This is a genomic window from Saccharopolyspora antiqui, assembly GCF_052246905.1.
In the GTDB taxonomy this organism is placed as follows: Bacteria; Actinomycetota; Actinomycetes; order Mycobacteriales; family Pseudonocardiaceae; genus Saccharopolyspora.
In genome coordinates this window covers 81,168-92,895 of sequence record NZ_JBQQBO010000009.1, presented here as the reverse complement: position 1 = coordinate 92,895, position 11,728 = coordinate 81,168, and the positions used below count along the sequence as shown (strand labels likewise).

Here is an 11,728-nt window from a genome sequence, read left to right as displayed (position 1 = left end):
ACCTCTCTGGGGGCCCGGATCAGCGCCGGATCAACGGACTGCGCACCACGTTGGCGCCCGCGGCGCGGTCGGCCGAGTCGAAGAAGTCCTCCCGGTAGATGTCCCGGGGGAACAACCGGGCCCTCATCAGGGCCTTCATCGTGTCTTCGACCATGGCCGGGCTACCGCAGATGTAGGCGACGTGACCGCTGGCGCGGGGGTAGTCCTCCGCCAGCAGGGCAGGAACGCGCCCGGACCTGCCGTTCCAGTCCTCCCGCGACAACGCGGGCCGATAGGTGAACCAGTCGTGACATGCGGCCAGGTCCTCGAAGAACTCCCGGTCATAGAGGTCGTCCTTCGTGGCGACGCCGTGGTAGAGCGTGACCTGGTGACCGCCGCCGTTCTCGGCGATGTGCCGGACCATCGACTTCAGCGGCGCCAGTCCGGTGCCCGAGCCCAGCAGCAGGATCGGCTGGGTCCGCAGCGGCCGGAACGAGAACTGGCCGTAGGGACCGGACAACGTGACCTCGTCTCCGGTGTTCAGGGTCGAGAACACCCAACGATCGGTAGCGAGGCCGTTCTCCGACCGTTTGAGATGCAGTTCGATCACGGTGCCGTCCGAGGGCGTGCTCGCGATCGAATACGGGCGCTGATGCCCACCCGGCACGTCAAGCAGCACGTACTGCCCGGGGTTGAAGGACAGTGGTTCGTCGAGGGCGAGCACCAGGCGCCTGACGTCGGGAGCGATCTCCTCGATGCTGTCCACCCGGCTGCGGAAGTCGCGCACCGGGTGGACACCGACGCCCTCGTCCATGTCGACCTCACCCTCAACCACCACGTCGCTGCGGGGCTGGGCCACGCAGATCAGTGCGGCGCCCTCGTCGCGTTCGCTTTCCAGCAGCGCGTACGGCGAGGCATCGCCGAGGTCGACTTCGCCGTCGAGGATCTGGGCCTTGCAGGTGCCGCAAGTGCCGTGTGTGCAGGCGTGCGGCAGCCAGATGCCCTCTCGCAGGCAGGCGTCGAGCACTGCCTGGTCCTCCCGGCACGGGATTTCGACGCCGAGCGGTTCCACGCGAATGGTGTGGGTCGTCACGAACTCTCTCCGTTCAGGCGGTGAACTTCAGCAGTGCCTTGTGGCCGATGCCGAGTTCGGAGAGCGGCGCGTCGCCGGGCTCGTCGAGCGGCTGCCCGTTCAGTCGCCAGTCGCGCACCGCCTTCGGGTCGAACTCCGGGTCGGAGCTGGCCCAGGGCTCGACGACGTTCGCCACGAACTCGACGAAGCTCATCGCCTTGGGCACTCGGAAGCAGGCGGCCGAGCAGAAGAGGGGGTTGCCTTCCCAGTGCACGTAGACGAGCTGGTCGTCGCCGAAGAGCTCGGCACGGTCCGCCGAGGGGAAGTCGTATTCGTAGAGAGCTTTCACACTCATCTCAGACCCCCTGTGCTACGTCGCCGTTGTGCCAGTCGAACCACGACTGCTGGTCCGGCGAGCCTTTGTACTCGCCGTTATCGCCTTCCTGGATCCCGTACCACTCCAGGACCTCCGGAACCGACGGACCACCGCAGTTGCCCTGGTAGATCTGGTGCACCGGCAGCCATGCCTGCACGAACTTCTCCGGTTCGCGTTCGAAGATCCACTGGCACCCGTCACTGCAGGTGTGGTAGGTCTCGCCGCGGAACTCGCTGGTGCGGAAGGAGATCTTCCGCGGATCCTCCTTCTCGGTAAAGGCCATCGGGACCTGGCAGACCTGGCACAGCTGCGGCAAGCCCTGGAAGAACACCCGGCCGCCGTCGGCCTCGATCCGGTGGTGCTTCTCCCACACCGGCCGGTAGTAGCGGTCGAACGTCTCCGGGTATTGCCCGGCCAGCCAGCGCATGTGGGACTCATTGGGCGCCTGCGTGGTGAAGGAGGCGGCGAAGGAGAAATTGTGGAGGATCTTGTAGACCTCGTGCGACAGCTTGTCCTTCTCGGCGATGGCGTCCTGCACGTGCCTCGGGGGCCGGATGCCGTAGAACTCGAGGTCCGGGAAGAGGCCGCCGAGCATCTGATCCTCGAAGTAGAGCTCGAATGCCTCCTTCCAGCTCATCACCGGCTTCGGCAGCATGTAGTCCATCATTCCGGCGACCAGCGCGGACATCCGGTACGCGCGCCAGAACCATTTGTCGATCCAGTCCTGGATGATCGGCACGTTGCCCTCGTCCTGCTCCAGCAGGAACTTGATCGCTTCCAGGCCGAGCGTCATGTGACGGCTCTCGTCCGACTGAGCCGAGAACCCGAACGACATCGTCGGCATGTCGCCGTTGAAGCTGGCGCCGCTCATGAACGGCACGAAGAGCAAGTTGGTCAGCAGGTATTCGAAGCTGAACGAGATGGAGATGAGGAACTCGAACGGACCGGCGGTGATCGCGTCGTCGAACAGCGACTTGGGCACCGACAGGTACCAGACGCGGTCGTGCATCTTGGACCAGCTGTGGAACCCGCCGTAGTACTTGTTGTAGTTGCTGATCGTGTGGATCTGCGTCTGGCAATGCCGCAGCTCGTCGATGCTCTGGCACAGCGCGGCAAACCGCGGGGCCGGGCCTTCGAGGAACCGCGCGAGGTAGGCGAAGTGCCGGTGCGCGGCGTACTCCAGCGGCGTCACGCCCTGGATGAACAGCCGGATCGCGTTGAGGTAGCTGGCGTCAGCAAGACCGAGATGCCCCTGGCTCTGCGCGAAACCATCCATCACGGCGTAGAGCCGCTTGTCCTTTTCGGCCTGGTACTTGTAGTAAGCGTCCACGGTGAGCCGGAAGGGGTCCTCCCAACCATCCCAATCGTGGATCTTGATGCCCTCGTAACTGGTGTGCGGGAAGAGCTGCTTCTTTGTGACGTAGCTGGGCTCCCAGTCCAGGTCCCGGGTGAGCAGCGAGTAGCGCTCCTTGAGCGGCAGCTTGCGGCGCGGCGTGGTCTGAGTCATTTTTCTAGTGCTCCCACTTCACGATGATCCGATCGTCGTCCCATTCCGAGAGGTTGCCCGCGAAGGAGACGATGGCCAGCTGGAACTCGCCGGTCTCCCACTCGCGGCCGAGCTCCCGCTCGACGGTTTCCCGGTTGATCACGATCTGCCCAGCGGCCTGGAGCTTGACCAGCCCCGGCAGGTGCCGGACGGTCAGTTCCGGGTTGTCGGACCGGATCGCGGCGACGATGCCCCGGTTCTCTTCGGACTCTTGGATGTCGATGCCGACTTGGCGCAAGGTCTCGCTCACGCCGCACCTCCAGTGATTCGAGCCCACCACTGCTCAGCGGCCGTGGTGGTGTGCGAGAGCGCAGCGACCGTTCCCGCATCGGTTAGCTGGTTGTCGACCACATGAGCCAGCTCCATGGCCGCTTCGTGAGCAAGCGGGTTCCAAGTGGCCACTATCCGGGCGAGGTGCTCGCGGTTTGCCGAGCCGTACTGCTCGTCGTCGGCCCACGCGGTGATCAGCGCGTCAAGCCACTTCCGCTGGTCCTTGAACCAGTTGTAGAGGTACTGGGTGAACAGGCTGTACGCGCCAGCGCCGCTGGTGAGCGCGACCTCGTCGAGCCCCCGGAAGAGCACCGGGTAGACCAGTGAATCGACGAGATCGACCGCGACCAGGCCCTCCGCCCAGTCGCCTACCACCATCGCCTCCTCGGTAAAGCGACGCAGCGGCTGCAGCGGCTCGCTGTCCAACCATTCGCGCTTGGCCACCTGCAGCAGATCACCGGTACCTGCACCCAGCGCAATTCCGACCCGCGAGAGCATCTGGGCGTTGCCGATGCGGTCGAACGCGGCGAAGGTGCAGCACTGCTCCAGCGCGGTTCCGTAGGCGAATCGCGCTCCGCCGACGCTCACCATCTGCGCACCTGATTCGTAGTGCCGCAATGGAATGACGACCGAGGACAGAACGGTGCGCCACGCCGACGGCAACTTCGCCAGCAGCTCGCGCTCCTCGAGGTAGGCCATCTGCTTGGTGAACTCGTCGTGGAGCGTGGCGCGGTTGGTGACGTACGGCGTGTAGTAGAACTGCCGCGGGTCGGTGTAGCTGTAGGGATCCACCAGTTTCAGCGCGCTGTAGTCGGCGTCGTAGATCTCCCGGTTCTCGTCCCAGGTGGGGCGATAGTGGAAGTTCTCGCGTGGCTGGACGTCGAGCGTGCCTTCCAGGTACCGGCTGGCCGGCTGGTCGCCGAGCCGGTCGATCACGTTCTGGTAGGTCTGCCGTTTCGGCTCGATGACCTGATAACGCAGTTCGTATTGCATGAGTCCTCTTCCGGATCAGCGGTGCAGGGGTGCAGTCAGCAGGCTCAGCAGCAGGGCCCGGAGTTCTTCCTCGCTCGCCAGCCGCCGAGGATCTCCTTCGGGCTCGCCAGCGATGACCAGGTGTGCGATGGCCTCCCGGCCAGCTATCGCGGTCCGGATCCGCGCACTGCGATCGGCAAACCCGACGGTGAACGCGAGCTCCCCGTCGCCGCTGTCATCGACGAGACTGAAAACTTCGCCGTGTTCGCGCAGAATCGCATTGGCCTCACTGACCATTTGCTCGGCGAGCGATCGGATGATCACCTGCTCATCGGTGGCCTCCGCGACGGATCGCGACGCCGCCGATTCGGTGGCCGGCGCGGGAGCTTTCTCCCCGTCCAGCAACGACTGGACAGCCAGCATGAACGGGGTCACGGCTCCTCCTTGAGTCCGGAAAAACACTCATCCAGGGAAATTTGCTGTTTCCGAGTTTTTCCGATGGATTGAGAAATGGGAAATACTTGGATCTGAAAAATTGATAGGCAGGACTTCTGAATCTCGCCCGCTAGCGAGGCCCGCCGACGAGCGAGTGGGTGCGGGACAGCACCTTGGCCACGTGGGGCGAGCCGTCACCCGCGCGAACAGCGACTGCCAGCTCGACCTCACGCGTGGTCCCCGCCAAAGGCCGGTATTGCGACCCGGTGATCTGCAGATGTCGCACCGAGGCCGGCACGAGCGAGACACCGAGCCCGGCCGCCACGAACGAGACCAACGTGGCGGTCTCGCCTACCTCCTGCACGACGGACGGCACGAACCCCGCCTGCTGACAGGCGTCGAACACGGCGTCATACACCACCGAACGGTGCCGGGAGGGGTAGCAGATGAACGGTTCGTCGTGCAGGTCCGCCAGCCGGACCGTGTCGCGGTCGGTCAGCGGATGGCGGACAGGGAGCGCCGCGATCAGTGGCTCGCGGCGTAGAACGCGGACGACCAATCTGGGTTCCCGGACCGGCGGGCGGAGGAAACCGATGTCGAGGGTTTCCTCCACCAGCGCCGACACCTGGTCGGGGGTCAGCATCTCTCCTTTGAGGTCCAGCTCGATGCCCGGGAGGTCGCGGCGCAACACCCGAGCGAGCGAGGGCAACAGCTCGTACGTGGCCGATCCGGTGAACCCGATCGCCACCCGGCCCACGTCGCCGTTGGCGATGCGGCCAGCCTCGACACCCGCCGCGTCCACCGAGGCGAGCACGACCCGGGCCCGGTCGAGGTAGCGCCAGCCCGCGGGCGTGAGCTCCACCTTGCGAGTGGTGCGGGTCAGCAGTTCGACGCCGAGCTCCGTCTCGAGCTGCTTGATCTGGTGTGACAGGGCCGGCTGTGCGATGTGCAGCCGGTCCGCTGCCTTACCGAAGTGGCATTCCTCGGCAACGGCCACGAAATATCGGAGATGCCGTAACTCCATCCGGACCCCGCAATCGAAGGCTGACCCCGACCCGTCCTCAGCTCGCGGCGAGGGTTTCGACCGACTGGTAATCCGGCCACTCCGCTTGCGGGCCCGCCTGGCTCAGCAAGGCCGTCGGATCGTCCACCGGCGGGTAGATCCACTGTTCGTTGATCGTGTGCTTGAGGTCCTTGGCCATTTGCTCAGTCATCTGCACTTCGCGGTCCCAGCCCGAAGTCACAACCGCACCCGCAGGCCCCAAGGCGAGGCAGGTAACGTATGGGGCCGGCTCGAACCGGACCAACTCCTCGTCGAGGAGGTCCGCGGCCACGTTGTGTCCGGCGAACTTACCCTGCGGAACCGCATGCTGGCAGCTCTGCATGACGACGCGCCCTTCCGCGGGCGAGACAGCCGCGGCGGTGTCCCCGGCCGCATACACGTCCGGCAGACCACGCACCCGCAGGTACTCGTCGACGTCGAGTCGACCGAGCCTGTCCTTCTCCGCCGGGATGGAAGCGGTGAGCGGGCTGGCTGTCATGCCCGCCGTCCACACCACCGTGGCGGCCGGGACGAGTGTGCCGTCGGACAACTGGACCGCATCCCGGGCGATCTCCTCGACGCTGACGCCGAGCCGGACCTCAACACCGAGGTCTGCCAGCGCCTTCTCGATCGCCGGGCGAGGCCCCTCGCCGAGCTCGGGCCCGACGGCATCCAGGCGCTCCACGAGCACGACCCGGACCTGCTCCGGCGGGGCCAGCTCCCCGAGCCTGCCGACGAGCTCGGTCGCGATCTCCAACCCGGTGAACCCGGCGCCGACCACCACCGCGGTGTACCGGCCTCGTTCGGCCTCCCGCTCGGGGAGGCGGCGCAGGTGCGCCTCCAGCGTCGCTGCACTGGCCAGCGTGTCGATGTCGAACAGGTGCTCGGCGCCTGGGAACCGCGGCCGGACTACCTGGCTGCCCGATGCGAGGACCAGCCGGTCGTAGCCCAGTTCAGTAGTCGTGCCGTCGCGCCGGATCGCGGTGACCGTCCGCGCGCCGGTGTCGATGCCGGTCACCGTCCCGGCGATCCGGCGGACGCCGATCGGCCCGAGCACCCGGTCCAGCGACACCCGCATCCGGTCGGGGTCGGCTTCGTAGAGCCGCGGTCGGATGACCAGGTCGTCACCGGCGCTGATCACCGTGATCTGCAAGTCGTTTTCGGACAAGCCCCGTTCCTGGCGGAGCTTCGCCGCGCTCGCCGCACTCCACACCCCGGCGAACCCGCCACCCAAAATCAGTACCCTCGACATCCAGATTCTCCTTCTAGCTCCAGCAACACTCGATCCATCGCCGACTAGGCGAAATCTCGAAACTGGACATACAATGTCCTGAATCTTGCCATACGCCGACGCTGGACTCCTCGCTACCTAGGGGGACAAGACTGGATGTTAAATATCCAGGATATCCCGTGTCAACTATTGGGCAGCAGCTGAACTGGCCCAGTAGTTTTGCGATGCACTGGACCAAATCGAGGACCAGAGGCTGCAGTAGCGTTCTTCGCGCACACAGCGAAGGAGCCGCGAAGACCGTGCCGCACCACCCCACTGCTGAGGAGACCACCCAATCGTCCTGGGTGAGTGATCGACGTCGGCTCCACGGACTCAGCACCGCTGACTACCACGCCAGAACATATGGCGGTCATGGTCCGCCACGCCAGCGGCATCGCGTGCGTGCCGATGGGTGCGAAACGATCCCGGAGCCTCTGCCTGCCGCAGATGGTCGAGCAGAACAGCCGATACCCCGGCTTTCACCCTGTTCGAAAAGAGGTCTGATGGGCATCTCACTCGACATCAACGGCAGGACCGAGCAGCCGAGCATCGATCCCGGCGTGGCGCTGCTGGACGCGTTGCGGGAGCACCTGTCCACCACCGGTCCGAAGAGAGCTTGCGACTGGGGTCAATGCGGCGCGTCCACCGTGCACGTCGGCGGTCGGCCAGTGGTCGAACGGTTTCGAGGTCGACCCAGATCACTGGTTGAACCTTCACGCACATTCCCCTGTTGTCGCAGGTTCGAGTGTCGCCAGCGCGTCACGCAGGGACGAGTTGGTGAACTCCAGGTTGGGTGAGGTGCTGACCGCGTAGGAGATGATTTCCCGGTTGAACAGGTCCATCACCGGTGAGAGATAGATCTTGCGGTCGTTGACGCGGAACTCGGTGACGTCGGTGACCCACTTCTGATTCGGGCCAGTCGCGGTGAAGTCCCGCCCCAGGGCGTTGTCGGCGACCGTGCCCGCCGCGCCCTGGTAGGAGTTATAGCGCCGTCGGCGGCGGATCGGGCAGACCAGGCCCAGTTCCCGCATCAGCTTGAGCACAGTCTTTTTCGCTACCCGCCACCCGGCCTGATGCAGATGGCGGTGCACGACGCGATGCCCCCGGCACCTGCTGGTCTCGAATGCCGTGGTGATCGCGGCTTTGAGCTCGGCACGTGGATCGGGCCAGCCCAGGCGTGCCTGGTGGTAGAAAAACGTCGAGCGGGCCAGCCCGGCGACCTCCAGCAGCACCGCGAGGCGATGACCGGCCCTGAGTGCGATCACAGCGGCTACTTTCGCCGCTGTTCCTGCATCCTCAGGGCACGCAATTTTCCCAGGTAGGCGTTCTCGGCCCGCAACCGCTCGTTCTCCCGGCGCAGTGCTTGCAGCTCGCTTTCCCCGCCCGAGCCCGTCTCAGCGGACTGGGGCGGGCGGCCACGGCGTTTCGGCCGTAGCCCGTCCTCGCCCTCGCGGCGGTAGATCCGCGCCCAGGTCTCGACCTGCTTCGGCGAGGACAGGTCGAACTCACGGGCCAGGTCGAGCTTGGTCTCGCCCGCGAGGAACCGTTGGACCACGTCGAGTTTGAACTCGAAGGAGAACACACGCTTGGTCGGCTTACTCACCAACGCCGCACCACCACGGACCCGCCACCGGTCAAACAACCGAGTGACCGTAGGTCTCGACACTCCAAGCCGCGTCGCCACCGCTGTCCTTGCCCAACCTTCATCGAACAACTCTATCGCCGCCGCACGCTGCTCCACGGTCAACGAGCTGGTCCTCAACATGCAACTACTCCCCGGAGATCGGAACTGAATTTTCAGTCCAACCACCGGGGACCACTTCAACACCGGAGGCCCCGTTTTCGCGTGTTCGTCAGCCGTGGCGGGATTGGCAGTCGCTTAGCGTCCGCGGCGCGGCCGGAACGACCTCCCACAGTTCATCGTCGAGCAGTCTCTACCGGCTGGCGCGAGCCGGGCTGGTGCCCGCGCGCCAGCCCACGGCCGACCGAGTCGACCCGGCCGTGCAGCGACCGCTGGAGGTGATGGCAGCGGTTCCGGGGTAAGTGCTCAACGCGCGTCTGGACGTACTGGCGTGGAACGTGCTGTCGTCGAAGCCGATCACGACTATTATTGGAATGGGCAGTCTGGATTCGCCATGTTCACGGCTAACGGACTGCCAACCGGATTCTCGTAGACTACGTCCAGCACGACCGGCGTTGTGCCGAGGTTGCGCCCGATGTGCACGTAGTCGGCCCCGCTTCTCTCAGCGATCGCCCGACCTGGATCGTAGACGCCGTCGACTGAACAATTAGACATGTTGTGGGTGAGCACGCCCTGCTTCACTACACCGAAGACGAGGCCGGGATGATAGTGCCAACCAGTGGTACCACCAGGGGTGATGGTGATTTCTTTCACCACATAGTCGGTTTTGCCGACAACTTTTTCCGAAATGGTGACAGCGCTTACCGGACTCCCCGCAGTGGTGTCAACGGCCCTTATTTTGGGAGCGGGTGAGCTTGCCTTGTTCTCGGTCGTCCCGGTTGCGCTTGCACAACCAGAGACAAAGACCGCGACGGTGACAACAGACGTCATCGCAAATCGAGATAAACTCTTCACGCAAACGTCCCTTCTTGTTGACACTTGTTTGCTGCGGATGCCCATACCTTCAGGACGGCACAGCACATCCGTGTGTGACGTCATCGTGGGAGGGGCGGAGCATTGTGCGGCGCACGTCACAGCCGCAGTACGTTTGCCGGTCGTTTCCAGAGTGAGAGCTTGTCGGGTTTGAGGACCAAGCGCACGTCGGTGCTGCGGGCTCGGCAACCTCAACGGTGACAACGCCGACCCCTCATCAACCAGGGCCAGCGCTCGTCGCCGACCTCGCTCGCAAAACCGCGCGGGACGACTCTTCCGTTGATAGACATGCGGTTGTTCAGCCAACGCGGGTTCGTGGTGTGCGTGCTGGCCGGGCTCCGCCTTGGCCGTTCGCGTTCCCCAGCCTCCTTCATCGTTGGTCGACTAACCCGATTCGGCGCGCGGCGCATCGTCGTCTTCGGCACCCTGCTCGACTTCGTGGGAAACACCTCTGCAGCGGGGCTCTTACGCGTAGCACCCGACTCGTGACCAACGGGGTCATCCCCGCGATAGGGACATCAGTACCGGGACCGGACTGTCCTCACCCGCTATTCAATCTGGTGCCATACAGCGCAGCCGACCACCAAGCGACCGATAGCGTCCGATGTGAATCTCTTCCCTTCGGATGACCAAGTCCTCGACAATCCTGGATTATTCGTATCTCACATGCTTGATACCAACGACCTACCCATCGCCCCGGAAAACCTTTGCGTCCTAACCGGCCCAAGAAATCCCTCGACGATTGGACCGATCGCGCCGTCGGCACCGGAGTAGACTCGAAGTATGATTCTTTCCGCTGATTCAGGATCCACCTACGACAACCTGCTAACGCAGACACCTCCGTTCGTCCCGGAGGGGTCCCACTTCATGGTGGGCGTCGTCACGGTCCCGCCGGGCGACCCGGGAAGCGGTCCGCACAGGCACTCCGGTCCCGTGTTTGGCTACGTCATCGAAGGCGAAATCCTCTTCGAACTCGAAGGGCAGGAGCCCTACCCGATCAAGGCCGGTGAGGCGTTCTGGGAACCCGGCGGCGACGTCGTGCACTACCAGGCCGGCAACCTGCGTGACGACATCGCCAGCAAGTTCGTCGTCTGCATGGTCTGCGCACCCGACGTCCCGATGCTGACCTTCCTCGACGAGCAAGAGATCCGCGGGCGGGACCACCTGCGTCATCCGAAAGCCCGTCGATCGGCCTGAACGCCTACGCCGGTGGGCAGACACGACCGGACGTCTCGCCGAATCACCCACCTGTTGTCTCCGGGATGCCTTACCCGGAGACAACAGTCTCGGCAGCCTACGGCCCGTCAGCAGCCCTGGAATCGGCCGTCACTTCTTGCAGTTTAGACTCAGGTCTGGCAACAAAGATTCCGAAATGCGCTGACGTCGCCACACCGGCGCAAGTCAGGCGCTCCAGCTCAATCGCGGCCGTACGTCTTGCGGGCGATCTTGGCAGCAGAGGGAGCGTGCCTACCGACTTCGGTCCGGATATCCGCGAGCGTCTGCGACGCCAGTGCTTTCCGCCACTGAACTTCGGCGTGCTGCATCGCCGCGTCGACGGCGCACCGTCGACGGAACGAGCTGCGCGGCGCCTCTTCTCCCATCCCCTGACGGCGGATCTCGGCGCACTGGAAGGCGGGCTCGCGCCCCTCGATCGCCGAGACCACGTCCATGAGCGTGATCTCTTCCGGCTGGCGCGCGAGCAGAAAGCCGCCGTGTGCACCGGGAACCGAGTGCAACAAACCCGCCCGCACAAGGGCTTGCAGCTGCTTGTTTAAGTACGCCACAGGAAGTGCATAGCTCGCTGCAAGCTCTGCGGTGGGAACCGGCTTGCCATCGTCAACCCATGCGAGGGACAGCAGGACGTGAATAGACCACTCCACTCCCCGGTTCATCCGCACGGCGACCACTTTAGAGAACCTGGACCTCCGGAGTCAAGGTTCACCCGGCTGGCCCTAGTCGTGCACGGGGCAGTCGGAGACAGACAGCAGCGACGGACAACCGTGAACTGGACCACTGCGCACCCGATCCACTGGACCACTCCCAGCCTCCAACTTGGTTCCTCAGCCGGTGCCGGCCGGCCCCACCGTGGTCCACAACGGAAGGCGCATTCCTTATCTACCCGTTGCGGGACAACGGAAGGACGCCGCTCTGA

Annotated in this window: 14 protein-coding genes and 2 pseudogenes; 3 read left to right on the top strand and 13 right to left on the bottom strand. The window is 64.7% G+C overall.

Going from position 1 to position 11,728, the window contains the following annotated elements:
• Positions 1 to 19: 19 nt before the first annotated feature.
• From ACTWQN_RS16665 to ACTWQN_RS16630, 8 genes are all read right to left on the bottom strand, one after another.
• Positions 20 to 1,072 (bottom strand): NADH:ubiquinone reductase (Na(+)-transporting) subunit F, encoded by a 1,053-nt coding sequence (locus ACTWQN_RS16665; RefSeq protein WP_443204392.1) that lies wholly within the window; start codon positions 1,070 to 1,072, stop codon positions 20 to 22.
• A 13-nt stretch (positions 1,073 to 1,085) separates the two neighbouring features.
• Positions 1,086 to 1,406 carry a phenol hydroxylase subunit P4 gene (locus ACTWQN_RS16660; protein ID WP_443204391.1) on the bottom strand — a complete coding sequence of 107 codons (321 nt, stop codon included), beginning with the start codon at positions 1,404 to 1,406 and terminating at the stop codon, positions 1,086 to 1,088.
• A gap of 1 nt (position 1,407) precedes the next feature.
• Complete coding sequence (locus ACTWQN_RS16655) at positions 1,408 to 2,934, bottom strand: YHS domain-containing protein (protein WP_443204390.1); 1,527 nt, start codon at positions 2,932 to 2,934, stop codon at positions 1,408 to 1,410.
• Positions 2,935 to 2,938: 4 nt separating this feature from the next.
• Positions 2,939 to 3,223, bottom strand: a complete 285-nt coding sequence (locus ACTWQN_RS16650) for an MmoB/DmpM family protein (protein ID WP_443204389.1) — start codon at positions 3,221 to 3,223, stop codon at positions 2,939 to 2,941.
• Positions 3,220 to 4,236 carry a ferritin family protein gene (locus ACTWQN_RS16645; protein WP_443204388.1) on the bottom strand — a complete coding sequence of 339 codons (1,017 nt, stop codon included), beginning with the start codon at positions 4,234 to 4,236 and terminating at the stop codon, positions 3,220 to 3,222. Before ACTWQN_RS16645 ends, ACTWQN_RS16650 begins: the two co-directional genes overlap by 4 nt.
• Positions 4,237 to 4,251: 15 nt before the next feature.
• Complete coding sequence (locus ACTWQN_RS16640; protein WP_443204387.1) at positions 4,252 to 4,650, bottom strand: hypothetical protein; 399 nt, start codon at positions 4,648 to 4,650, stop codon at positions 4,252 to 4,254.
• A gap of 130 nt (positions 4,651 to 4,780) precedes the next feature.
• The gene (locus ACTWQN_RS16635; protein WP_443204386.1) at positions 4,781 to 5,674 is read right to left on the bottom strand and encodes a LysR family transcriptional regulator; all 894 of its coding nucleotides are present in this window, start codon (positions 5,672 to 5,674) and stop codon (positions 4,781 to 4,783) included.
• Between the two features lie 37 nt (positions 5,675 to 5,711).
• Complete coding sequence (locus ACTWQN_RS16630; protein ID WP_443204385.1) at positions 5,712 to 6,944, bottom strand: NAD(P)/FAD-dependent oxidoreductase; 1,233 nt, start codon at positions 6,942 to 6,944, stop codon at positions 5,712 to 5,714.
• A 327-nt stretch (positions 6,945 to 7,271) separates the two neighbouring features.
• Here ACTWQN_RS16630 and ACTWQN_RS16625 point away from each other — a divergent pair, with 327 nt between their 5' ends.
• Both ACTWQN_RS16625 and ACTWQN_RS16620 read left to right on the top strand, forming a co-directional pair.
• Positions 7,272 to 7,466 carry a 3,4-dihydroxy-2-butanone-4-phosphate synthase gene (locus tag ACTWQN_RS16625; RefSeq protein ID WP_443204384.1) on the top strand — a complete coding sequence of 65 codons (195 nt, stop codon included), beginning with the start codon at positions 7,272 to 7,274 and terminating at the stop codon, positions 7,464 to 7,466.
• A pseudogene (locus ACTWQN_RS16620) lies at positions 7,466 to 7,636 on the top strand ((2Fe-2S)-binding protein); the annotation flags it as partial. The gene ACTWQN_RS16625 and the pseudogene ACTWQN_RS16620, both read left to right, overlap by 1 nt.
• 39 nt (positions 7,637 to 7,675) lie before the next feature.
• Here the strand turns inward: ACTWQN_RS16620 and ACTWQN_RS16615 are convergent.
• The 4 genes and pseudogenes from ACTWQN_RS16615 to ACTWQN_RS16600 form a co-directional block, all read right to left on the bottom strand.
• Positions 7,676 to 8,194, bottom strand: coding sequence for an IS3 family transposase (locus tag ACTWQN_RS16615; protein WP_443204383.1), 519 nt, complete (start codon positions 8,192 to 8,194; stop codon positions 7,676 to 7,678).
• Between the two features lie 38 nt (positions 8,195 to 8,232).
• Positions 8,233 to 8,565 (bottom strand): helix-turn-helix domain-containing protein, encoded by a 333-nt coding sequence (locus ACTWQN_RS16610; RefSeq protein WP_443204553.1) that lies wholly within the window; start codon positions 8,563 to 8,565, stop codon positions 8,233 to 8,235.
• A 24-nt stretch (positions 8,566 to 8,589) separates the two neighbouring features.
• Positions 8,590 to 8,727 (bottom strand): annotated as a pseudogene (locus ACTWQN_RS16605) (helix-turn-helix domain-containing protein); the annotation flags it as partial.
• 342 nt (positions 8,728 to 9,069) lie between these two features.
• Complete coding sequence (locus ACTWQN_RS16600; RefSeq protein ID WP_443204382.1) at positions 9,070 to 9,642, bottom strand: cupin domain-containing protein; 573 nt, start codon at positions 9,640 to 9,642, stop codon at positions 9,070 to 9,072.
• A gap of 717 nt (positions 9,643 to 10,359) precedes the next feature.
• Between ACTWQN_RS16600 and ACTWQN_RS16595 the strand changes: the two genes are divergently transcribed.
• The gene (locus tag ACTWQN_RS16595; RefSeq protein WP_443204381.1) at positions 10,360 to 10,773 is read left to right on the top strand and encodes a cupin domain-containing protein; all 414 of its coding nucleotides are present in this window, start codon (positions 10,360 to 10,362) and stop codon (positions 10,771 to 10,773) included.
• 218 nt (positions 10,774 to 10,991) lie between these two features.
• Here the strand turns inward: ACTWQN_RS16595 and ACTWQN_RS16590 are convergent, their stop codons facing one another.
• On the bottom strand, positions 10,992 to 11,468 hold the full coding sequence (locus ACTWQN_RS16590; protein WP_443204552.1) for an RrF2 family transcriptional regulator: 477 nt from the start codon (positions 11,466 to 11,468) through the stop codon (positions 10,992 to 10,994).
• Positions 11,469 to 11,728: the final 260 nt, after the last annotated feature.